The organism is Shewanella sp. 10N.286.54.B9, assembly GCF_041468565.1.
GTDB lineage: Bacteria > Pseudomonadota > Gammaproteobacteria > Enterobacterales > Shewanellaceae > Shewanella.
The window spans coordinates 1-24,474 of record NZ_JBFRIY010000023.1 but is presented as its reverse complement, the minus strand read 5'-3'; the positions used below and the strand labels follow the sequence as shown (position 1 = coordinate 24,474).

At 45.1% G+C, this 24,474-nt stretch carries 18 protein-coding genes; 9 read left to right on the top strand and 9 right to left on the bottom strand.

Going from position 1 to position 24,474, the window contains the following annotated elements; genetic code table 11:
• Together AB4135_RS08930 and pdsO are read right to left on the bottom strand one after the other, a co-directional pair.
• A complete protein-coding gene (locus AB4135_RS08930; RefSeq protein ID WP_371992159.1) occupies positions 1–2,133 on the bottom strand; it encodes a marine proteobacterial sortase target protein in 2,133 nt (710 codons plus the stop codon).
• A 76-nt stretch (positions 2,134–2,209) separates the two neighbouring features.
• The gene (gene pdsO, locus AB4135_RS08925; RefSeq protein ID WP_371992157.1) at positions 2,210–2,959 is read right to left on the bottom strand and encodes a sortase-associated OmpA-like protein PdsO; all 750 of its coding nucleotides are present in this window, start codon (positions 2,957–2,959) and stop codon (positions 2,210–2,212) included.
• Between the two features lie 223 nt (positions 2,960–3,182).
• Between pdsO and pdsR the strand changes: the two genes are divergently transcribed.
• The 3 genes from pdsR to AB4135_RS08910 all read left to right on the top strand — a co-directional run bounded on the left by pdsR (position 3,183) and on the right by AB4135_RS08910 (position 7,340).
• Complete coding sequence (pdsR, locus tag AB4135_RS08920) at positions 3,183–3,875, top strand: proteobacterial dedicated sortase system response regulator (RefSeq protein WP_371992155.1); 693 nt, start codon at positions 3,183–3,185, stop codon at positions 3,873–3,875.
• Positions 3,875–6,061 (top strand): proteobacterial dedicated sortase system histidine kinase, encoded by a 2,187-nt coding sequence (pdsS, locus tag AB4135_RS08915; RefSeq protein ID WP_371992153.1) that lies wholly within the window; start codon positions 3,875–3,877, stop codon positions 6,059–6,061. Before pdsR ends, pdsS begins: the two co-directional genes overlap by 1 nt.
• 91 nt (positions 6,062–6,152) lie before the next feature.
• On the top strand, positions 6,153–7,340 hold the full coding sequence (locus tag AB4135_RS08910) for a cystathionine beta-lyase (RefSeq protein WP_371992152.1): 1,188 nt from the start codon (positions 6,153–6,155) through the stop codon (positions 7,338–7,340).
• 80 nt (positions 7,341–7,420) lie between these two features.
• Here the strand turns inward: AB4135_RS08910 and AB4135_RS08905 are convergent, their stop codons facing one another.
• Complete coding sequence (locus AB4135_RS08905; RefSeq protein WP_371992151.1) at positions 7,421–8,065, bottom strand: MBL fold metallo-hydrolase; 645 nt, start codon at positions 8,063–8,065, stop codon at positions 7,421–7,423.
• A gap of 366 nt (positions 8,066–8,431) precedes the next feature.
• On the opposite strand from AB4135_RS08905, the gene AB4135_RS08900 reads away from it, so the two are divergent.
• Complete coding sequence (locus AB4135_RS08900) at positions 8,432–11,146, top strand: DUF1566 domain-containing protein (RefSeq protein ID WP_371992149.1); 2,715 nt, start codon at positions 8,432–8,434, stop codon at positions 11,144–11,146.
• Between the two features lie 218 nt (positions 11,147–11,364).
• On the opposite strand, the gene AB4135_RS08895 is transcribed toward AB4135_RS08900, so the two are convergent.
• On the bottom strand, positions 11,365–11,862 hold the full coding sequence (locus AB4135_RS08895) for a DUF1294 domain-containing protein (RefSeq protein ID WP_371992147.1): 498 nt from the start codon (positions 11,860–11,862) through the stop codon (positions 11,365–11,367).
• A 237-nt stretch (positions 11,863–12,099) separates the two neighbouring features.
• On the opposite strand from AB4135_RS08895, the gene AB4135_RS08890 reads away from it, so the two are divergent.
• The 4 genes from AB4135_RS08890 (at position 12,100) to AB4135_RS08875 (ending at position 15,192) form a co-directional block, all read left to right on the top strand.
• Complete coding sequence (locus AB4135_RS08890; protein ID WP_371992145.1) at positions 12,100–13,389, top strand: alpha/beta fold hydrolase; 1,290 nt, start codon at positions 12,100–12,102, stop codon at positions 13,387–13,389.
• 138 nt (positions 13,390–13,527) lie between these two features.
• Positions 13,528–13,722, top strand: coding sequence for a DUF4250 domain-containing protein (locus tag AB4135_RS08885; RefSeq protein ID WP_371992144.1), 195 nt, complete (start codon positions 13,528–13,530; stop codon positions 13,720–13,722).
• Between the two features lie 166 nt (positions 13,723–13,888).
• Entirely contained in the window at positions 13,889–14,596 is a 708-nt protein-coding gene (gene arsH, locus AB4135_RS08880; RefSeq protein WP_371992142.1) for an arsenical resistance protein ArsH, read from the top strand.
• A gap of 218 nt (positions 14,597–14,814) precedes the next feature.
• Positions 14,815–15,192, top strand: a complete 378-nt coding sequence (locus tag AB4135_RS08875; RefSeq protein ID WP_371992140.1) for a GFA family protein — start codon at positions 14,815–14,817, stop codon at positions 15,190–15,192.
• A gap of 93 nt (positions 15,193–15,285) precedes the next feature.
• On the opposite strand, the gene AB4135_RS08870 is transcribed toward AB4135_RS08875, so the two are convergent.
• The 5 genes from AB4135_RS08870 to AB4135_RS08850 form a co-directional block, all read right to left on the bottom strand.
• A complete protein-coding gene (locus tag AB4135_RS08870) occupies positions 15,286–18,426 on the bottom strand; it encodes an efflux RND transporter permease subunit (RefSeq protein ID WP_371992138.1) in 3,141 nt (1,046 codons plus the stop codon).
• A 12-nt stretch (positions 18,427–18,438) separates the two neighbouring features.
• The gene (locus tag AB4135_RS08865; RefSeq protein ID WP_371992136.1) at positions 18,439–19,734 is read right to left on the bottom strand and encodes an efflux RND transporter periplasmic adaptor subunit; all 1,296 of its coding nucleotides are present in this window, start codon (positions 19,732–19,734) and stop codon (positions 18,439–18,441) included.
• Entirely contained in the window at positions 19,734–21,101 is a 1,368-nt protein-coding gene (locus AB4135_RS08860; RefSeq protein ID WP_371992135.1) for a TolC family protein, read from the bottom strand. The genes AB4135_RS08865 and AB4135_RS08860 overlap by 1 nt, the downstream gene beginning before the upstream one ends.
• Before the next feature lie 258 nt (positions 21,102–21,359).
• Positions 21,360–21,749: a hypothetical protein gene (locus AB4135_RS08855; protein ID WP_371992133.1), complete on the bottom strand. Its 390-nt coding sequence runs from the start codon at positions 21,747–21,749 to the stop codon at positions 21,360–21,362.
• 165 nt (positions 21,750–21,914) lie between these two features.
• Positions 21,915–23,900: a DNA topoisomerase III gene (locus tag AB4135_RS08850; RefSeq protein WP_371992131.1), complete on the bottom strand. Its 1,986-nt coding sequence runs from the start codon at positions 23,898–23,900 to the stop codon at positions 21,915–21,917.
• 181 nt (positions 23,901–24,081) lie between these two features.
• Between AB4135_RS08850 and AB4135_RS08845 the strand changes: the two genes are divergently transcribed.
• On the top strand, positions 24,082–24,354 hold the full coding sequence (locus AB4135_RS08845) for a hypothetical protein (RefSeq protein WP_371992130.1): 273 nt from the start codon (positions 24,082–24,084) through the stop codon (positions 24,352–24,354).
• The last annotated feature ends 120 nt before the right edge of the window (positions 24,355–24,474 follow it).

Below are 24,474 nucleotides of genomic sequence, written 5' to 3'. Positions count from 1 at the left end.
TCATAGTGCAGCCCTGTTTGCTCTGCGGCCAACGCGACCAAAAGAGCCCCAATACAGTAGTGATAATAGCAATAACATGCCGCCAAAAATCAGCATGGCATAGCTACTGGTCGCAGTTTGCGGTAAACGCTGCCAACCTTTAGGCGTATGCGGTAACACCCGCCCATTAACAGATTTATCTCCAATAGGCCTAGCAGGAGTTTTATCTATCGCTACCAAGCTGGTGTATGCACTCATCACATGATAATTGAGTGAAATGGCGGTGACTTGCTTCTCGATACGGTCGCGATTAGCAGGCTCTTTCGATAACTCCAGTGCAGCAATCTGTTTTCTGGCCCATATAAGATCTAAGCCTTTAGCTTCAGCGCTATTTTCAACCGCTAGCGATTGCTGCCAATACTGTCCTGCTAGTTGTCCGCTCACTACCAGTTCTTTGTCGCTAAAGCTTGGCAGTTTCATCGCCACCATTATTGGCTCATGGGCATAAAGATCTGGAATACTCGCAGGCCAGTAATCTGGAACACTGCCATCGGCAAAGCGAACCTCAACGTCGGTTACGGTGGGCTTTTCTAGCTTATCTAGCATCGCCACCATTTTAGTTTTAACTTCAGATTGTTTACCAATATAGGTATAGGTGCCGCGGCCGAGTTCAGCTGCTCTTTGCATAAAGTGCGCGTTAGGGGCGGCGCCAATGCCGATGGTAAATAGTCTGCTTTGTTGCAACTGATCACGAATTTGAGTAAATAGCTGCGGCTCATTACCTACCGCGCCATCGGTGATAAATAGCACCTGACGTAATCGCTCACTATTGGCATCTTGCTGAGACAGCGCTTTATCGAGAGCCAGTGACATTTCGGTGCCACCGTTTGCTTGCAGGCGCTGCACATAAGCTTGCGCTCTGCCAATGTTTATCGCACTGGCGTTTAATGGTGTATCCGACAATGCATAAACGTTGGAATTGAACTGCAAAATATTAAAACTGTCCTGCGCTGACAGACCCGCTAATGCGTAATTGATGGATGACTTTGCCTGCTCAATGGCTTCTCCAGACATAGAACCTGAGGTGTCAATCACCAAAATAAGCTCTCTTGGGGCAACCGCTGACAAACGCATTTTGTCTTGCGGTGGCAACAACATCACTAATGAGTATTTCGGCTGAGCGGCACTGTTTTCCTTAAGGTTTTCTTGTTCGTGGGTTTTACCTTGTTGGCTAAAAATGGCTGCCTTCGGCGCACTGCCAACAACCGGTCGCCAATTGAGGACGAAGTCACTATTAGCCTTTGCAGCCGTTAACTGGATCTGCGCTTTAGAGTCCTCATTGCTGCTAACTTCAATCTGATGATAAGGACTGTTTATTTCGCCAATAGCCATACCAGCATCGAGCATCACCTCAATGTCGACTAAATTAACACTTGTTGTTTCAGCTTCTTGCTGGGATCTCAGAGTAGAAGCCACATAGCTATTAACCTCTGTCGCCATATCAAAAAGCGCTGACTTTTCACCACCAGGCTTATATCGCGGGGCGACCACCATTGGGAACCGCAAGCTAAACTCACCTTTATCATAGTGCACCAGCTCTTGATAACTAAGCTCTACAATAAGGGTTTCGCCAGGGGCTAAATTGGCTACTTCGGCGCTAAATATATTGGGCCTTTGCTGTTGCAGTAAACTCGCTTTTTTACCCTGCTTCTTAGCTTCATTAAATAGCGCTTTGGCTTTTGCTTTCGGTTTTATCTTCCCCTCTATGACCCGCTCACCGATAAACATTCTAAGGCCGTCAACCGCTGCTTCATTCGGCAACGGAAACACATACTCGCCATTAACCCAAACAAGTTGCTCATTACTAAATTCATGACGCAGTGAAACCCTATTCACCCAGCCTGAAACGTGCATACTCACAGTGGTTTTCATCGGCAAAGACAAGCTTGCCTTGCCGGCTGTATCGTAAGTAATCAAACTGCCTTGCGCTATGGCGTTAACCATTTCAACTCGACTCTCTACACTTTTAGTGGCTGATGTTGGCACAGTGGCGGTTGCACTGCTATACATCGGCAAGAACACTGTGCCCAACAGCAGCAAAGCTTTATAGCAATGCCGAACGAAACCTTTGGCTGCATCTTGTTGGCTAACCATCTTTATCTCCTTATAAACACCGCGCAGCCTGATAGCTATCAGGCTACGAGATTGAGTCATACCCGTTATCGATGGATTAATGAGCTGGGTTTGCTGCAAGTGCGCTATCATGAGATTGCAGTTTTAAGGTCACGCGGCGATCAAAGAAGTCATTTTCAAAGTTTTGTTCTGCCGTGAGCGGCGAGCTTGCGCCATAGGCCTGATAGTTTAGGCGCTCACTGGCAACGCCCTGCTCTACTAAGTAATTAGTCACTTCAGCTACTCGTTGCTCAGATAATGCTTGGTTGTAATCGCCATTACCGCGTCTGTCGGCGTAACCGGTCAAGTCCAACGTTAACTCTGGAGAGAGCGACATCGCATAGGCCACATCGTCAAGCTGTTGCTGAAAGTGAGGTTCAATGGTTGATGAGCCCGTTTTAAACTGCACATTAAGTCCAAGTGCCAGCTCTGTGAGCTTCTGCTCTTGCGCCATTTTCAGACTGTTTAGTTGCTGCTGTGCATCTTCATACTGACTAGACAGTGCTATGAGAGACTGATTTTCTTCATTCAGCGACGCTAGCTGCTCCTGTTTATTTTCCAGCATCACCTGCTGCGTTTTAATCTCATCATCATCGCCAACAGATTTACCTAATAAGCTACCTGCAAATGCCCCAATGATAGCGCCAACAGGGCCACCAACGACGGCGCCAACCACAATGCCTGAGCTCAAACCAATTAACTCTTCATTGTGACTACGTTCGGTGTTCTCCACATTTTCTGCAGCGCTCACATTTGATGAAAGAGTGATAGATGCGATAACCAGTGACGCGATAAGATGCTTTTTCATAATATTTCCCTTTATGTACTTATTTAAATTAAATTGCCAAAGTGCGGCGTCATTTCAATAACGCTATTAAACCTCAGCCAAATGGCTGTAAAAGGGAGCAAACGTGGCAATTTAAATATCAAATGTGGCAACAAAATGGCAATCGTTGTTAGCGCCTTTAAACACAGGTAAAATCCTGTATAGTCACAATCAATTACCGAGATAACGCTAAAATTAGTCAGCCATGAAACGAATCGCGATAGTAGAAGATGAAGCCGCCATTAGAGAAAATTACAAAGACGTTTTGCAACAGCAAGGCTATAGCGTGCAGGCTTATGCAAATCGATTAGAGGCGATGCGCGCTTTCAATACTCGTTTGCCGGATCTAGCGATTATCGATATCGGCTTAGAAAATGAGATCGACGGCGGCTTTACGCTGTGCCAATCACTTAGAGCTATGTCCAGCACACTCCCCATCATCTTTTTAACCGCCAGAGACAGCGATTTTGATACAGTTTGTGGCTTGCGTTTAGGCGCCGATGATTACCTGAGTAAAGAGGTGAGTTTCCCCCATCTTATTGCTCGATTAGCAGCGCTATTTAGACGCTCAGAACTTAAAGATGCCAGCAGCGATAACAGTCCATTAATTGACCATGGATTACTTTCTATTGATATTAATCGGATGCAGGTTTACTGGAACAAACATCATATCGAACTGACTGTGACGGAGTTTTGGATGGTGCACGCACTCGCCAGGCGCCCTGGACACGTGCGTCAGCGCCAAGAACTGATGCAAGAGGCGAAGATATTCGTCGATGACTCGACGATTACCTCCCACGTTAAGCGGATCAGGAAGAAGTTCATCGCCCAAGACCCACAGTTTGATTGTATTGATACCGTTTACGGCATGGGCTACCGCTGGGATGCTCAGAGCTAATGCTCAACCTTCCAATTGGCCTGCGCGCAAAAGTCGCGGTTTTATCGCTGTTTTTACTCTGCCTGCCTTGGCTTGGGTATCAATATGTGTGGGAGATGGAAAAGTACCTCAGGCTGGGGCAAGAGAAAACCCTCGAAGGCACCACCCAAGCATTAGCGACGGCGCTACACGAACGGCCACGATTATTCGACAGCCAAGCCAGCTTTTTAACCCAAGTTGAACAAGGTCGCGACCTTTATGCTTATCCTCTTGCAGGTCCTATTCAACTCGATGGCAAGTTAGGTGACTGGCAACCCTATCGCCACCGCGCATTACATTATGGTAAAGATTATCAGATCTATAAACGCGACCAAGCAACGCCATTAGCCGTAGACTTTACTCATATGGTGGGGAAATACGCCGGTTACCTATACGGATTTTTTGAGGTCACCGATCCGCAAGTGATCTACCGCGGTAAAAACAGCTTAAGCATCGATCGTAACGACCATATCGCTATTGCTACATTGGCACCCGACGGTCAGTTTCGCCGCTATATCGTCGCCACCACTAAAGACGGCTGGATAAGTGCCTTTGAGCTGCCTGAAGATCCAGCGCTAACCACTCCAGTTACTCCCGAAGTAAAAATCCAAGGTAAGTGGCTGAAAACTGCTAAAGGCTATAATGTCGAACTGCGGATCCCACTTAGCATGGTCGGCAGCAAACTGGGTTTTGCCATCTATGACGTCAACGACCGTAACACTCGGCAGCTAGATGCCATCGTCGGCACATCGGCCATCGATGATGTTAACAAGCTAGGTACTGTACTGGTGCCCTCACCTGAAATCGAAAGCATTATCAAAGGTATGGCCCACAATAGCTCGCGCATTTGGGTGGTCGATAAACATGGTCGTGTACTGGCAAAATCCGGTGATATACGTTCAGATAATAGCGTGTGGGCGCGCTCTACCATTGAAAAAGAGGGTAAAAGCAGTTGGGACAGATTTAAGCAACAATACCTGCACCCGCTCTACTATAAAATATTAACCACGCCGCCAAAAGATTTTGTCGACTCCTTACAAGACTCCACTGTGCTGCAAGGGAGTCATATCAGTAAGGCACTGCAGGGTAAACAAGGCTCGACCTGGCGACTGACTCCCGACAGTAAAGCCGTCGTGTTAGCCGCAGCCAGCCCAATTTGGATCGACGATAAAGTGATGGGAGTAGTAATTGCTGAAGAAACCACCCATGGCATTCGCACCCTGCGCAATAAAGCCTTAGAGAAACTGTTTAACGTGATCCTCACCATCATGAGTATGGGCACATTAGCACTATTCTTTTTTGCTTCTAATATCTCTAGCAGAATACGTAAACTACGTGATGAAGCTGAGGAGGCGATTGATAACCAAGGCCGGATTAAAAAGTCGATTCAAGGCTCAAAAGTGCGCGATGAAATTGGCGATCTCTCCCGCAGCTTTGCCAGTATTGTCAGTCGACTCGGCCAATATACGCACTACTTGGAGAACATGTCATCACGTCTGTCCCATGAACTGCGCACACCAGTCGCCGTTGTACGCTCCTCATTGGAGCACTTAAGCCTGCAAACCCTTAACCCTGATAGTCGCAAATATGTTGACCGGGCACAAGAAGGTGTAAACCGCCTGAATATGATCCTCAGCAATATGAGTGAAGCGACTCGTCTGGAAGAGAGCCTAACCCATGCAGAAAAATCGCTGTTTCCATTAGATAAAGTGGTGAGTGGCTGTATGCAAGGCTACCAGATGACCTACCCTAATCAGCGATTCAATACCGATATTGAACCGCAAACGATCTTAGTTGAAGGTGTCCCGGAGTATATCGCCCAGTTGATGGATAAGTTGATTGCTAACGCACTGGAGTTTAGCCACCCTGACAGCGCGATTGAGGTGAGTTTAGTAGTGCAGAGCAAATCAGCACTGATAACCGTGATCAATTATGGGCCACCGTTACCCGATAATATGTCAGAGCAGATATTTGAATCTATGGTTTCTGTGCGCGCGCAAAAGGCACAAGATAAACCGCACTTGGGGCTAGGCCTTTATATAGCTCGGCTAATTAGTCTGTTTCATAAAGGCAAAATTAGCGCCCAGAACAGAGTCAACGAGCAAGGTGCGGTCTCAGGGGTTGAAATTGTCATCCAGCTGCCTATTAGTAAAGAAAAGCCCGTTTAAGACAACCTTGAATATATTGACGCTTCACTTTAGCCGTTTAGATGTTAAGATGGCTAAAACCAAAAATGCCTTATTGTGGAATAATAATCCTATGAAAAAAGAAACGCAGATAATTAGTCTTGGCCGTGACAAAAAATGGACTCAAGGAGTGATCAATCCACCGGTTTACCGGGCATCAACCATGGTTTTTGATACCATGGAAGATCTGCGTTTTGCTGCAAAAAACAAAGCCAATGGCGAAATGTTTTATGGCCGTCGTGGCGGCCCTACTCACTTTGCCTTTCAAGCTGCAATTGCTGAACTTGAAGGCGGTGTAGGCACTGCACTTTACCCGTCTGGTAGCGCGGCCATTAGCAACAGCTTACTGTCATTTTTAAAAGCTGGCGATCATCTATTAATGGTCGACAGCGCCTATGAGCCTACTCGTGACCTGTGTAATAAGTTACTGGCTGGATACGGCATCGAAACCACCTATTACGACCCAATGGTTGGTGAAGGTATACGTGAATTGATTCGCCCCAACACTAAGGTGCTGTTTTTAGAATCTCCAGGCTCTATCACCATGGAAATTCAAGATGTGCCAACATTAAGCCGTATCGCCCATGAACATGATGTGGTTGTTATGTTAGATAATACTTGGGCATCGCCAATCAATTCACGTCCATTTGAGATGGGTGTTGATATTTCGATACAAGCCGCGACTAAGTACATTGTCGGCCATTCCGACGTAATGATGGGCACAGCTACCGCCAATGAAAAGCATTGGCAACAACTGCGAGAGCACAGTTACTTGCTAGGGCAATGCACTTCACCCGATGATGTTTACCTTGCTAGCCGAGGACTACGGACATTGGGTATTCGTTTAGCTCAGCACGAACAAAACGCTTTAAAAGTGGCAAATTGGCTCAATAGTCGTCCAGAAGTTGATCATCTGCGCCACCCGGCATTTGAAACTTGCCCAGGGCATGAATTCTTTAAGCGCGACTTTAGTGCATCGAATGGCTTGTTCTCGTTTGTACTAAAGCAAGGCGATCAAAAAGCGGTCACCGCCTTTGTAGAAAACATGCAGCACTTTAAGATGGGCTTCTCTTGGGGTGGTTTTGAAAGTCTAATCTTAGGCGTGTTCGGCATTGATAAGCTGCGCACCGCCACTAAATGGGATAGCAGCAAGCCGCTGATCAGACTGCATATTGGCCTTGAAAACGTCGACGATCTGATTGCTGATCTCGATGCAGCCTTTGATCGCTTCAATGCCGAGCTAGAATTAACAGCAAAATAACCAACTTCAGCAAACCGGCTACAAAAAATCCGAGGCCTAGTAATAGGGCTCGGATTTCTTATATCTGCTAACCAGTTACGCTAGTCAAACAGCTGATCAGCAACAAACGGGTTTTGCGCGCGTTCTTCGCCAAAGGTCGACAACGGACCATGACCCGGAATGAACTGTACCTCATTACCCAAAGGCCACAGCTTTTTAGTGATAGAGTCGATGAGATCTTGATGGTTAGACTGCGGGAAATCAGTACGGCCAATAGAGCCTCTAAACAGCACATCGCCGACCCAGGCAATAGCCGCCGCTTTAGCAAAAAACACCACGTGGCCCGGCGTATGTCCAGGGCAGTGCAACACTGATAGCACCTGCTCACCCACCGTCACTTCATCACCCTCTTGTAAAAAACGGCTTGGAGTAAACGGGTCACAATGTACAAAGCCAAAATGTTGACTTTGCTTTGGCAAGCTCTCTAACCAAAAACTATCTGCCAAATGTGGTCCAACAATAGGTATATCCAATTGCTCGGCAAGAGTTTGCGCCGCACCGACATGGTCAATATGGCCATGGGTTAATAACACTTGTTCAATGTGGACATTGTTTTTAGCGGCTTCTTCCAAAATTCGCTCAAGGTTTCCACCAGGATCAACCACAGCCCCTTTCAAGCTTTGCTCACACCAGATTAAACTACAGTTTTGCTGAAATGGCGTGACCGGTATTAACTGATACTTCATCGAAACTCACCTAACAATTATTTAGCAGTGCAATGGTTAAAGATTACGCCAACTTGAGCATTTCCTCTATAAATAATTGGTAGAACATGAGCTAACGCTCACAAAAGCGGCATATTAAACGCAGCTAATATTTAATTCGCTCTATGTTTACCTTCCACTAGTGCAACAGCAGTTGCTATTTACTACACCCTGGTCAGATACATTGCTATTCACGAGCCTTTCCTTGATGCGACTAAATTGCAACTACCTGTTATTAAAAACAAATAAAGCTTTACTCGGATTTACCGACTTTTACACTATGCAGCAGCTCGCTTACAAGCGCACCTGTAACATGTAAGCATACTCATTAACAAACCAAGGTTTAATATGAAAAAGAGGCCGACAAATCTCAAACCATCATTGATGATGTTGTTCTGTGCATTGTCACTGCTTGGATGCGGTTCTGGAGACTCCGAGACAGCGCCTGAAGAGAGTCCAATAAACAGTGCGCCAATAGCTGATGCGGGCGAAGATCAAGCAGTGGAGACAGGAACATTAGTGACGTTAGATGCAAGCTCGAGCTCAGATATCGATGGTGACGCATTAACCTATAGTTGGACAATCATTTCCGCACCAACAAACAGCGCCACTTTATCCGAACAAACAAGCTTAACACCCAGTTTTACAGCGGATAGCGATGGTGAATATATTATTTCGTTAACCGTCAATGATGGTGCAGCTAACAGTCAGACTGATACGGTTATTGTCACTAGCTCATCAGCCACTTTGAATATCAGCTACCCTATTGTCGACACCAATCAAAACACCTGTTACAGCTCATCAACGGGTCAAGCAGAGCCATGTGCAGGCAGTGGCTACGATGCCGATTTTTCGGGTAATCAACCGAGTTACACATTAAGCAGTGACGGCAGTGCAGTGTTTGATAACGTCACAGGGTTAATTTGGCAACAAAGCAGCGATATAAATGGTGACGGGGTATTAGATTACGATGATAAATTATTCCAATCTGAAGCCGTTACACATTGTGAAGAACTCAATATTGCAGGCAGAGATGACTGGCGTTTACCTAGCGTAAAAGAAGCATATTCACTCATCTTATTTAGTGGGAAGGATGCCAGTAACTATCAAGGTACTGATACATCGACACTTGTTCCTTTTATAGACAGTGCTTTTGATTGGGCTTTTGGAGATTTAAATTCTGGAAGTGATCGCATCATTGATGGCCAGTACGCCTCAACAACACTGTATGTCAGCACCACGATGCATGGTGATCCAACCATGTTTGGGGTTAATTATGTTGACGGCAGAATTAAAGGCTATCCAACCGATACTAAAGAATATTACGTACGTTGCGTTGCTGGAAATACTGACTATGGAACCAATGAATTTGTTGACAATAACGACCAAACGGTCAGTGACAATGCTACTGGGTTAATGTGGCAACAAAACGACGCTGAATCAAGCAATTGGGAAGATGCTGTTCAGCAATGCCAATCTGCGACGACGGCGAACTTTAATGACTGGCGATTACCAAATGCCAAAGAGCTACAAAGTATTGTGGATTACTCTGTATCACCAGATACCCATAAGCAAGCTGCTATCAACGGTATATTTAATAGCACTTCGATTGAAAATGAAGAGGCTAGTACAGATTGGGGCTATTACTGGAGCTCAACAACTCATGTCGATAATAGTGATGACGGTAGCAACGCGGCTTACGTTTCATTCGGTCGCGCATTAGGCTATATGCAAGGCACTATATTAGATGTCCATGGGGCAGGTTCACAACGAAGTAATGACAAATTGAATGTAGCGAGTGAAAAAGGGGCCGCATCTGCAACAGGCGTAAATGGCCTATTTTATTATAAAGGACCTCAAGGCGATATCTTACGCAACAACAATAAAACTCGTTGTGTTCGAGATTTAGACTCCACAAATAGTGATAGCCAACAATTTACCTTGTTCTCACCGTTGCAAGCTACTGACACTTATCTTATCAATGAACTCGGAGATACCGTTCAAAGCTGGCAAAGTGACTATCGTCCGGGGTTATCAGTTTACCTATTAGAGGACGGTACATTATTGCGCTCAGGTGTTAGCGATAACATCGACACCGTTTTTGCTGAGCAAGTGGGCGGGACTGCCGGTATTATCGAAATACTCGACTGGGAAAGCAACCAAGTATGGAGCACAACTCTCTCAACCAACAGCTACTTAAGTCACCACGATGTAGAACTACTACCTAATGGCAATATTCTAGCCATTGTTTGGGAAGCTAAAACCGCTGAACAAGCTCTAGCATTAGGCCGAACTCAAGTCGCAGATGCATCATTATGGGCTGATGCAGTTTATGAAATTTGTCGGACTAGTGCAGATAACCCATGTACTGATGGCGAAATCGTTTGGCGATGGAGTGTTTGGGATCATATTGTGCAAGATGTAGATGACACGATAAGCGCTACCTATGTATCAGATATAACAGCGCACAGTGACAAGGTTAATCTGAACTATTTTAACGGTGCAGGCTCCTCAGACTGGACTCATATAAACTCGATTGACTACAACGTTAACACTAACCAAATACTACTAAGCGTGCATAACTTTAATGAATACTGGGTGATAGATCATAATAATGAGAATAAAGGTATTGTCTCTAGAGTAGGAAACCCTGCGGCTTATAATGGTACGGGTGAGCAAACGTTATTCGTGCAGCACGACGCGCAATGGATTGATGAGGGTTTAGCGGGCGCAGGAAATATTCTGGTGTTTAATAATGGCACTAACAGACCGGAAGGTAATTACTCTTCGGTGGATGAGTTTTGTGCTACAGAAAACGATTGCTCCGCCGGTGAAATTCTCAATAGCTATCAGGAAGGTGTATCTGGCGAATTTTATGCGGAACGTATTTCAGGTGCTCAACGGTTAAGCAATGGTAATACTCTCGTTTGCGAAGGTACTGAAGGCCGTTTTTTTGAATATGACAGCAACCATGACATTACTTGGGAGTATAACTTTGGTTCAGCGGTGTTTAGAGCAACACGATATGAAAGTGACTATCTAGGGTTAAATAAACTCATTTAATCAAACAAGACATCAGAGGTAATTTTGCAGTGAGTTTGCTCTTAAATGTTGGCAACCTTAACTCAAATAACAGTGCAATTAACGATGGCTGTCTATATATTTTAGTTCCTATAAATTTAGGTCAGCATATCAGCTCTGTAGAGTGAAACTCGCCGCTTTTCAATTTCAGTACATCAAATTTACAACTAGCCATTAATAATACGCCTATTTAGCGAACTTTAGCCTTCCCGTATGTAATGAGTAGGGCTTTCATAGTAGAGATAGTTTTCATTGTGAGCACTTAATAGAAACGATACTGCTTTACGAAAATGCTGATTATCAACGCTTTTAGTCACATATACTTTCAACTCGCTAGTATATTTTTTCAATAAAGTAGAACCTTCATTGGTATGCATCCCAACAACAAATGCGATGTTAATTAAGACTGTAAACATGAACGTTAACCGAAAACTTTGCTTCTTACTTTTATGTCGGAGTTTTTGCTGTGCAACTATAGCACCTGGCCAACCAAAAAATAGTGAATATATATGAAGTGTACTTTCAGAAACTCGCCATTCATTATTCTGAGCAGCTCTTTTATCTTTTGCGTAGATAAAAAATGTTAATAAGCTCGCTATAATGAATATTAAGGAGACGATTGGAGGCAAATAACCTAAGTAAAATGATACACATAATGCAATTGATAAAGCATAAATGGGTAGATAGTGAAATTTCATAGTCAATCTCTAACAGCTAGCAGCTTATTCAACAGTAGTAGGATAACTAACAAAGCAGCCTAATTATTCAAGTCACTCTATCACCGACAAACAATTGCTGTAAAAGGATTTTTTAAAATCTAATGCTGCGCACTATTAGCTCTTTGCTAGAAATTTACAGCATGGTTGCCCGATTTCGGTATACAATCTCCCGTTTCATTGCCCATAAAATAATTAACGACTAACAAGGCGAACCCAATGACTCCAGACCTTACCTTTGCCGGCATGCTTGCCCATAAACATACCTTCACCCTGCCCCTTGATTATCAGCAGCCTAATGGTGAGAGTATTAGTGTTTTTGCCCGTGAACTGGTTAGCCCTGAAAACCAAGGTAAGCAGTTGCCTTTTATAGTATTTTTTCAAGGTGGTCCCGGTTTTGGTGCGGTCAGACCCGCCGCTACTGGAGGCTGGATAAAACGAGCACTGCAAGAATTTAGAGTGTTGCTGCTCGATCAGCGCGGTACAGGATTGTCGACTCCTGTAAGCAGTGCAAGCTTGTCGCACTTGAACTCTGCCCAGCAAAGTGAATATTTGAGTCACTTTCGCGCCGATAATATTATTCGCGATGCCGAGTCTATTCGTCAGCAATTGATTGGTGATGATAAATGGTCGATTCTCGGGCAGAGTTTTGGTGGGTTTTGTGTTTTAAAGTATTTAAACGATGCGCCTAAAGGCGTTGCAGAAGCTTATATTACTGGTGGTATTCCATCGCTAAGCCGCAGTGCCGATGAAGTCTATCAAGCGACATACCAGCGGGTTATCGCTAAAAACAACGATTTTTTTACTCGTTTTACTGACGCTCAAGATTTAGTTAAAGCGCTCGCGCAACATATCAGCGAGCACGAGGTAAAACTGGCCACTGGTGAGAAATTTACCGTAGAGATGCTGCAACTGCTTGGGATAAACATCGGTATGGAGCAAGGTCCTGAGAGCGTCTACTATCTGTTGGAACATGCGCTAATCACCACGGCTAGCGGTACCATAGTAAACCCGCTATTTTTGGCACATTTCTGCCAGTTACTCGATTACAACACCAACCCCATTTTTGCCTTACTGCATGAGTCTATTTATTGCCAGCAAAGCGCGTCAAACTGGTCTGCTCATCGAGTAAGACAGCAATATCCGCAGTTTAACTACAGCGCCGATAAGCCGTTTTTATTCACAGGAGAGATGATCTACCCGTGGATGTTTGAGCAGTTCAATAACCTTAAGCCGTTAAAAGAGGCTGCGGCTATACTAGCTGAAAAAAGCGATTGGCCGATGCTATATCAACCAACAAAATTAGCAGAAAACAAGGTGCCTGTTGCCGCTGCGATATACAGCGAAGATATGTTTGTTGAAATGCGCTATAGCCTAGAGACAGCCGCTAAAGTGGGTAACTTAAAGTACTGGTTAACCTCTGAATATGAGCACAACGGTATTCGTATGGATGGCGAGCATATTTTGGACAGATTAATTGCAATTAATCGTGGGGGAAACTTACGTTAATTAAGAAACACTTAAGATTACCTCGACATAATGTAATCTGTTCCTCACCTGTATCACCTTTGGCAAGCCTTATTTAGGCTTGCTTTTTTTGTCCCGAAAACCATATTTAAAGTCTCTCTCTAATTGAGGTTATCTCTGATGGACATCACTCATCTGGAACAACTTAGCTCAACGACATTGCTCGGGATCGTTAACGAAAAACTCAGATTAACCTGCAGCGACCAAGCCGCACTTTTCTATGAGATGGATATTGATAAACAGCTGTTAGAGGCCAAGCTTGCCGACATCGGTTATCACTATGATGCGCTCAGCAATCAATATAAAAACCTCTAATCTATATTTAGCCTGCACAACAAGAAAATTAGTTATATCTTAAATTATTTCCATATTACTAGAAAAATAGACAGTGAACCGCTTAGCGGTTATTATCATGCTCATAATTTAGCCCAAGGCATTTACCAATTATGATTTCGATAAAACCTGTAATCCAAGGATGAGTATGAATAATTCAAAATCAATTGCTAAGTCCTCTTTAAAAGGCAACATTGAGCAGCTAAGAAGTACAACACCATTGAGTCACGCTCCTAGAGTATTAATACTCTATGGCTCTATTCGAAATGGTTCAATCAGCAAAATGTTGGCGATAGAAGCAATGAACTTGCTGCAATCTTTTGGCGCTGAAGTCAAAATGTTCAACCCTGAACATTTGCCAATGTTTGACTCTGCCAACGTAAACAACCCGTACGTATTGAAACTTAGGGAGTTAGCAGTCTGGTCCGAAGCCATGGTGTGGTGCTCTCCAGAAGTCCATGGCAACTTCACGGGCGTTTTTAAGAATCAAATCGATTGGTTACCGTTATCTACAGGTTCTATTCGACCTACACAAGGTAAAACTTTGGCTCTAATGCAAATTAGCGGCGGTTCGCAGTCTTTTAATGTGGTAAATAATATGCGAATACTAGGTCGCTGGATGCGTATGTTCACTATCCCGAATCAATCATCAATTCCCAAAGCTCACCAAGAGTTTGATGATACCGGAAAGATGAAACCCTCAGCTTTTAAAGATCGGGTAATGGATGTCCTGCAGGAGCTGTTTAAAATGACATTAATGCTCAGGGAGCAGTCACAATGGTTAACTCACAGATATTCAGAAAATAAACTCGCGATAGCTCCCCCCACTGTTGCAACCATTCAGAAGGATAAGTAGCTGATACTATCTGCGTAATGAGTATTACTGCGACCTATATTTTATCTAGCTGATCGATTGCGCGATGTGCCGATTATTGAAAGCTGAGAATAAATCAACACTCAATCAGCTTTTAAGCTTGAGTCAAGAAAGAGAACTACATACGCTGAATTGACTAAATAACGATTGCAAATAACACATCATTCACGGAGAGCATTGTGATAAACAAAGGAAGTTGTTTGTGTAACAAAGTAAAATATGAAATCAATGGTGAGCTTACAGATGTATTAAATTGCCATTGCAGTATGTGCCGCAAACTACATGGCGCAGCATTTAGAACTCGAGCCCAAATAAATACCGCTGACTGGCGTACGATTCAAGGTAAGCAGTTCATTAAATTCTATGAATCATCACCGGGTGAGCATAAAGGCTTCTGTGCTGAATGTGGCTCCAGCCTTTATACCAAGTTTGATGCTAACCCCAATGTGCTCGGTTTTCCTTTGGGTACATTAGACACCGACCCAAAAGTCACTCCATCTCGTCACATCTTTGTTGGCAGTAAAGCGCCTTGGTACGAGATTGCAGACGACTTACCGCAACAACACGAGTATGAATAGTACTAATCCGTTGCAGTTAATAAAAGACGATAAAGGCGGTGCCTTTATCGTCTTTAATATTCACATACTAACAAGTTTATGGCTTGCTACAGCTTAACTTGTTGCTGAACTTTGTTTACGGCTAAAGCGATAAACCAGTGAGTAAAGCACAGGTAAAATCACCAGCGTTAGTAGCGTTGACGAGATAATACCGCCTATCACTACCGTTGCCAGTGGCCTTTGCACTTCTGCACCAGTACCGACATTGAGCGCCATCGGCACAAAACCCAGACTTGCCACGAGCGCCGTCATCATCACAGGGCGTAAACGTTGGCTTGCCCCTTGTTTAATGGCTTCAATGAGCTCAAGCCCTTGCAGTTTAAGCTCCTTAATAAAGCTCAGCATCACCACACCATTTAGCACCGCAATACCAGATAGTGCAATAAAGCCAATGGCCGCTGAAATCGACAATGGCATATCTCGTAGCACTAGAGCTAATACACCACCTGTAAGGGCTAACGGTACGCCGCTAAAGATAATGAGTGAATCTCGCACTGAGCCAAAGGCGCTGTATAACAAACCAAAAATGAGCAGCAGTGTTAACGGCACTAAAATCATTAAGCGATTCGATGCTGATTCTAGCTGCTCAAAAGTGCCGCCATATTCACTCCAGTAACCACTGGGAAGCGCGAGCTCATCCGCCATCACATTTTTAGTGTCTTGTATAAACGAGCCTAAATCACGTCCATCAACGTTAGCGGTAACCACCACATGGCGTTTACCACTTTGACGGTTTATCTGATTCGGCCCCACTTTAAAGTGCAGCTCTGCCACTTCACCCAATGGCACATAGCTGAGATCTGGGTTCAACTCACTTGATAGTGCGATGGGAATATTGGCTAGCTTGTCGAGATCTTGACTGATCTCATCCGCCATTCTCACTACCAGCTTAAAACGTCTATCACCTTCATAGATAAGCCCGACTGGTATGCCCGAAACTGCTGTTTGTAGCGCTTGTTGCACGTCAACAATCGTCAGCCCCAACAACGCTAAATGATCACGGTTAGGCTCGACCGATAACATTGGCAGACCAGACATCTGCTCGACGCGGACATCGGTTGCGCCCTCTATGCCTTGGAATAAACCTACGGCGCGGTCGCCCGCCTCTTTTAAGATATCGAGGTCATCACCATAGATCCTTAAGGCCACATCGGCGCGCACACCGGCGATTAACTCGTTAAAGCGCATTTCAATCGGCTGGGTAAACTCATAGTTATTACCCGGCACTTGCTCAACATGCTCACGAAGTTCATCAACAAACTGCGCTTTGGTCTTAGTTGGATCAGCCCACTCAGAGCGTGGTTTGATGATTAAGATGGTATCGGCAACACTTGGCGGCATAGGATCGGTTGCCACTTCTGGTGTGCCCACTTTAGAGAATACCCGCTCAACTTCATCAAGCTCACTAATTACTACTTCGAGCTTTTTCTGCATCTCAATCGATTGCTCAAGCCCAGTGCCGGTGATCCGCATGGCATGCATGGCGATATCCCCTTCATCGAGTTTTGGCAGAAATTCAGAACCTAAACGACTGAGCTGAACACTGGTCACCACCATCAGCACGATAGCGCCTGCAATGATAATAAAAGGACGTTTAAGCGAGAAGAACAACACCGGCTCATAGGCTTTACGTGCACCTGCCATCAGCCAGTTTTCTTTCTCGTTCACTTTGCCTTTTACAAACAGCGCAATGGCCGCTGGCACAAACGTTACCGAAAACAGCAACGCACCAATAAGTGCTGCCACCACGGTAAAGGCCATCGGGTGGAACATTTTGCCCTCAACGCCGCTTAAGGCAAATATTGGCAGATACACTAACATAATGATAAGTAGACCAAACACCGCCGGACGAAACACCTCTTTGGTCGCATCAGCAACCACTTTAATGCGCTCTTCAAGCACCAGTAAGCGACCGTATTGATGTTGTGCCATGCCTAAGCGGCGCAGGGCATTTTCAACAATAATCACTGCGCCATCGACAATAATACCGAAATCAATTGCACCAAGGCTCATCAGGTTGCCTGATACGCGGTTAGCGGTCATCCCAGTAATGGCAAATAACATACTCAAAGGGATAACTAGCGCCGCAATCAGTGCAGCGCGGAAATTACCCAGCAGCGCAAACAGCACCACGATAACCAGCACGGCGCCCTCAAATAGGTTTTTCTGTACCGTTTCAATTGCTTTGTCGACCAAGGTTGTGCGGTCGTACACCGCTTCTGCCACTATGCCCTCAGGCAAGCTTGCATTGACTAGCTGGAGTTTTTCTCCTACTTCTTTAGCCACTACGCGGCTGTTCTCACCCAGTAACATAAACGCGGTACCCAGCACGGTCTCTTCGCCGTTTTGACTGGCAGCGCCGGTACGTAACTGCTTACCGTAAAACACATCGGCAACATCGCCTATTCGCACAGGTGCGTCATCACGTTTAGTGACCACGACTTGGCGAATAGACTCAAGATCTTTCAGCTGCCCTGGAGAGCGTACTAACCATTGCTCGCCGCTGCGCTCGATATAACCGGCACCTGCATTGCGGTTATTGAGTTCAAGTGCGCTAATGACATCATCAACAGTCACCTTAAATGCCAATAGCTTTGCTGGCACTGGCGCGACTTGATATTCACGCTCATAACCACCCAAACTATTAATTTCAGTAACGCCTTTAACTTTTACCAGCTGCGGGCGGATGATCCAGTCTTGAATCGTACGCAGATCTTCAGCGTTATAAGGCGTGCCATCTTCTTTTACCGCACCATCAAGGGCGCGAATGGAGTAAGTAAATACTTCGCCTAAACCACTACTCACAGGGCCAAGCGCAGGTTCGGCTTCAGCTGGCAATTCGCTGCGTACGCCTTGTAAGCGTTCACTTATCTGCTGCCGCGCCCAGTAGATATCGGTGCCCTCTTCGAAAATCACGGTCACCTGTGACAGGCCATAACGCGAGATTGAGCGGGTATAATCGAGGCTTGGGATCCCCGCCATGGCATTTTCAATCACATAGGTCAGCCTTTGCTCCGACTCTAGCGGTGAGTAGCCGGCAATGGCGGTGTTGATCTGTACTTGCACATTGGTAATGTCTGGCACTGCGTCAATAGGCAGCTTTAGGGTGTTATAAACCCCTAATAGCGCTATTAGCAGTGTAATCGCTAGTACCAATAATCGCCGTTTAAGGGCGAATGAGATAATAGTATCCATATCAATTCGTCCTTAATGTACGTGCTTAGCAGCGTTTTTCATGATGTCAGCTTTAAGCAAATAGCTGTTTTCAGTCACGTACTCAGCATTTGGCTCAAGCCCTTCTAGCACTTCAACATACTCGCCATCAGATTCACCCAGTGTCAGCATACGCGCTTCAAAGGTATTACCGTACTTAACAAAAACGGTAGGCTTATCATTAAAGGTTTGCAGTGCATCCGCGCGAACAGCGACAGCAACCTTCTTTGAACGCGTTTCGATATTAGCCTGCACATGCATACCTGGACGCCAATGACCATCTGGGTTAGCAATAACTGCGCGTACTCGGGCAATATGACCGCCAGTCATGACAGGCGCAATGTAGCTGATAGTGCTAATGGCTTTACCTTCGCTGTGGGTTTCATCGCTATTGCCGTGGTCATCATCACCAATAGTCACCTTTTGACCAAGCGATACTCTAGCTAAGTTTTTTGGAAACGCTGACATATCAATCCACACTTTTGACAGGTCGCTGACTCGCAGCAGCGCTTGGTTAAAGGTGCTATCACCTACCGACAGCATCTGTTCTGTCACCTGACCTTTTGCAGGGCTTTTAACGGTATAACGCTGCAAGGTTGATGAGTTTCTTACCGTGGCAATCACTTGGCCTTTCTCTACACTGTCACCGACAGTCACATTCAACAGCTCGATAACCCCAGTATAAGGCGCTGACACACTAAACTGCTGGTCGGTTATGGCGCTAACAACGCCGAACAATCTGTCAACAAAATGCAGCTCTTGTGAGCCGCTTTTAGCGGTTTCAACACCCGATAATGCCAGTAAGCGATCATTAATCGTTACTCGGCCGGTGTGGTTTTCATAGTGCCAATCATAATCATGTTCTTTAAATCCAGCGTGAACCTCAACATCAAATGAGTGAGGTTCGCGTACACTGGTTTGGCTGACCAGATATTGCTCCTCAGCGGCAAAACTAACCTTATCGATGGCACCGCCTAAGCGGGCTAAAGTCACTGAGAGCTTGACTTCATTAGGGTTGACCGGCTCACCTTTATAAAAAGCGTATATACGCATCTCTGGTGGGATCCCAGATTCTGCCATAGTGATCTCTAGTGAGAAATCTTCATGCTGCAACAGTCGGCCGCCGTGTGGCCCCTCCTCTTGGTGCTCCTCCTCTTCCTCGTGACCATGTCCGTGATCGCCACTGGCACTTGCCACACTAACAGGCGCTAACGTGCCAGCAGTCAATAAAGAGAAAGATAAAAGAGTGGCTGCCAGTTGTGCAGTTAAAAAATTAAAATTAAGTTTCATTATCGATTTTCCATTGCCACAACAGGCTTTAATTTGGTGTTCGCGACAGTCATTGACTGTCCAGTAATGCGCTCAATGGCAAGCAATGCCATATATACTGCCGTTTTGGCTTCAATCAGTTCGCGTTCAACGTTGAAAAGTTCTGATTGTGCATCGGCAAGTTGCAGCACATTAGCTTGACCTGTTTGGTAAGCAGATTGAGTATGTTGTTGCAGTTGTTCGGCTAGCGGTAACACTTGCGCTTTTAACAACTGCGCTTGTTTAGCATTGTTGAGCATTGATTGGTGCAGCTCTAACAAGGTCAGCTTCAATTGCTCACGGGCAAAGCGTTGTTGTTCGTGGGCTTTATCTTCTTGTGCCTTAGCTGCAAGAATATTGCCTTGATTTGGATTAGAAAATTGCAGTGGCATTGAAAAATTAAACATTAATGCACCGTCATCAAAGCCTTCATAGCTTTTCACGCCAACCCCTAGGGTAATGTCGGCCTTGGCTTTAGACTCTTCCATTCGACGCTTGGCAATCAGCATACGTTCAACACTGAGTAGTTGCAGATACTGCGGCGCAGTTTCAATGGCATTGAGCACACTTGCAGCTGTTGGCAACACCTGAAGTGGTACTAGCTCATCGTTAGCTGCCGTAAACTTAACTTCACTTGACCACATGGCTGCCAGCTTTTGTTTAGCAACATTAAAGTCGCCATCAATACGCTGCTTTAACACCTTTGAGCGAATGAGACGCAGCTGCATTTTACTGACATCGGCTTGGATCACCGCTCCCGCGCTTGCACGGGTTTTAATCGCGGCTAACGAGGCTTGTTCCAGTTCGATACGCCTGTCGATCCAAACTTGTAGTGCCTGTAAACGCAGCAGCTGATAATAACGCTCTGTGGTTTGCGCTAGCACCTGTAAGCGGATTGACTCATAGTCACTTAACTGCTGTTTTTGGCCTGCTTGGGCGTAATCAATTCGATGCTGACGTTTATCACCCAACTCAATTAGCTGACTTAGCAGCAATTTGATTTCAGCATTATCAACCCCTTGCATATCTCCGGTACCGAGAATGTTTTCTACACTGACCGATAGCTCAGGGTTGGGAGTTATCCCGGCTTGCAAAGTTAATGCTTCACTTGCTCGTAAGGAATAAGGAAACGATTTAAGCGCAATATTGTTAAGCAGTACTTGCTCTAATGCCCAAGGTAAGCTGATCCCAGCATCCGTTGTGGATGCCGAACCCTGCTGCTGTGATGAGGCTAATTGTGCTTTTTCTGCAGCTATACTCTTGGCGCAATACAATGCGGTCAAACAGATAGCCACGGTGATCAATGCCCGCTGGCACGCCACCAAGAAGATATTTTTATCTCTTATCACGAGATGAAACTCCTGTTAGTTAAGCCTTTGCTTGATTTAATCGCAGTAAAAAACTGGGATATAAACAATACGTTGACTCATTGATTCGAGCTTAGACTTTGCATGTGAATAGAATCGTAAATCGGCAATACATTCAATAACTGGCAATAACTGGCAATAACTGACAGTAACTAACCGTAACGGATGTAAAAATGCCTAAGATCCAGCGTATTCGCTAGTCTAATCACTCAAAAATAATTCAATTAAACGAAACAGGGATTAACAATATGGAGGGGGAATAGGTGGCGCATAGCTGCGGTTTTGATAGCTAATCGCAAACAGAGTACGATCTTCTACACCTGTCGATTTAGCCACTGTGCCTAATTCGACTGGCGGATGACAAGCGGTATGGAAATCATCGCTATGCTCATCTTGCTCACTAACATCAACCATGTGGCTGCACGCATGCACAGCGCTATCGCAACAGTCTTGTTGCAGCTCAGCTGGCAAACTGTTTTCAAAGTGATGTGTTTGGCTCATGTTTTGATCAACATTATGAATGTCTGCAGCCACGCAAGTAGGGAAAATTTGCGACACAAAAACCACCAGCAATAACGCCAGTGTCAAATTAGATTGGAACATCTGCATTGATTTTCGTGAATTAAACAACAACTTTCCTAAAAGCGTAAACTGGCACCAGCCAAACTATTGCAAATGATAACCGCTTTTATCTTGGCGAAATAGCCCCACAGGCAAAATGATTTGCGAAACATGACCGAGATCGATAAGCAGCGAAACTTTTACAAATTGTCGGTTCTCATTAATTTCTAACAACTAACTTTTAACTGTCCGTGGCTTTCTGGTCGTTTTCTTGGCTGTTGACTGACTTTTCCCAGCTTTACGTGCATAAGACTTTTTCTTAAAAGGTGTCGGGCTTTTAACGCCCTGCAATGCAGTAGGTAGCACTGAGCCCGCTTGGGTAATCAGCTCATCAAGCTTACTTATCAGTGGCTGCATAAACGCTTGGTACTGGGTTTCTTTGCGGCTCATTGCATCCAGGGTATTTTCCCAAAGTGCGGTCATGTCAGGTGTGGTCGCACTCAAAGGTAAGCTATTAATTAGCCCTTTACCCACATCAGTTGCCACAATTGTTTTACCCTGCCTGATAAGAAAACTGCGTTTAAACAATAATTCAATAATCCCTGCACGAGTCGCTTCAGTGCCGAGTCCATCGGTATCTTTAAGGATTTTGCGGATCTCAGGGTCAGTAACAAAGCGACTAATGCCCGTCATCGCGCTTAAAAGCGTGGCGTCAGTAAAATGCTTAGGCGGCTGAGTCTGCTTCTCTAATAACTCGCCTCGGTCACAAAAGAGAATTTGACCTTTTGTTAATGGTGGAATGGTCGCTAACTCTTCCTCATCTTGCCGATTAACCTCCGAATTGTTGTTAGCTTTACTCTGCTTTAGCAGCTGCTTCCAGCCTTGGGCGATTTCCTGTTTAGCTTTAGTCTTAAACAAGCCACCTGCAATAATGATTTCCACCAGCGTTTCTTTATATTGATAAGCGCTATAGAACTGCATTAGATATTGCCGAGCAATTTGCAGATATATCTGCTTCTCAGCGGGGCTCAGGCTGCTTAAGTTCGCCACTTTTTCAGTGGGAATAATCGCATGGTGAGCATCGACTTTTTTGTCATTCCAAGCTTTTGACTTAAGTTTGGCATTAGGCGCATCAATGCCTTGGGTCAGTTCGGGGGCGCCCTTGTTAACTGTGCTTATGACACTTGGCGCCATAGCATGCTGCTCTTGTGGCAAATAGCGGCTATCGGATCGCGGGTAAGTAATCAGTTTGTGCCGCTCATATAGTGACTGACAGGTATCCAATACTGTTTTTGCGCTCATGCCAAAGCGTTTAGCCGCTTCAATCTGTAATGACGATAGGTTGTAGGGCAAGGGGGCATTTTGTTTTTTGTCTTGTGCGGTGATCTTCTCGACTGTCGCTTGTTGACCACTAATGCGCCCGACCACGTTTTGTGCCAGGCCTTTAGATAATACCCGCCCGTCTTCGTCCATATAAGGCTGACAGGCTTCGCTGGGTTGCCATTTAGCGGTAAATGTTTGCTGCACCTCAGCAGTTAAATGCGCTAACACCTCAAAAAATGGCTTTGAGACAAAGTTGGCTATCTCTTCATCTCGGCGTACCACTAAACCTAGTATAGGGGTTTGCACTCGCCCAACTGAGAGCACGCCTTGATATCCCACTTTTCGGCCTTGTATGGTATAGGCGCGCGTCATGTTCATGCCATAGAGCCAATCTGCACGAGAACGGGCTAACGCGGAGGTCGATAATGGAATAAATTCACGGTTAAGTCGCAATTGTCCCAAAGCGCGTTTTACCGCTTGAGGGTTTAAATCACTTATTAGCAACCTCTTAGCCTGTGCTAACTTGGCGCCTTTAACACCTAAGTGAGCAATGATCTCATCAACCAGCAACTGCCCTTCTCTATCAGGATCGCCCGCGTTGACCAGTTGTGTGGCTTCTTTGACTAAGCCTCTAAGTACCGAGATCTGGCCGCGCATCTTATATTTAGGTTTCATCTTCCACGCATCTGGCACGATTGGCAGATGCTCAAACTTCCATGATTTATATTCTGGCGCGTATGCATCGGGCTCAGCTTGTTCTAATAGATGTCCTACACACCAAGAAACACAATCGCCATTAGCTGCACGTATAAAGCCTTCACCCTTTTTTAATGGTTTAGGCAATACGTCGGCAATGGCTCTGCCTAAACTGGGTTTCTCGGCAATATATAAGATCATCGATGCAGATTCTTTATTACTGTATAAATTAACAGTAACTGTAACCTGAGGGGAGATTCAGCGCAATCAAAAGGCGTTCAACTGCTCAAAGATTGTAAATTTTGTTGAGAACAATTCTCATTTAATGGTTAGATTAGCCATCGTTAAAGGAGGACTTTAGTACCGTTAAAGGAGAACCACTATGCTAACTACAATGACAAACCCTGGCGTCAGACTCGATAGGTTATTACTTTTCCATTTTTTACTTATCGCGGCGTGGGTCATTTTAGCTGCGCCATTGTTATCACAGAGCCGAGCAATAGAACCGCTGATCCTTGCCAGTCTCACCATCACACTCAGTTGTGTTAGCACCTTAGTCGGTTTGAAGTTGGGACATGGTTTTACCAAAGTGGCCTATTCATTACTGTTTGCCAGTTGGATGGCGGTATGGGCACAACAACTCTTCACTCTTTAGCCTTAATACCAATCAGTATAAAGATTTGATCGCTCAGCGAGAGTTTAGCGGCTTTGAGGTAAGGCAATGAATGAAGAGCATAGTTATTCTACGTTCAAGTTCATTAACGCAGCATCAGAG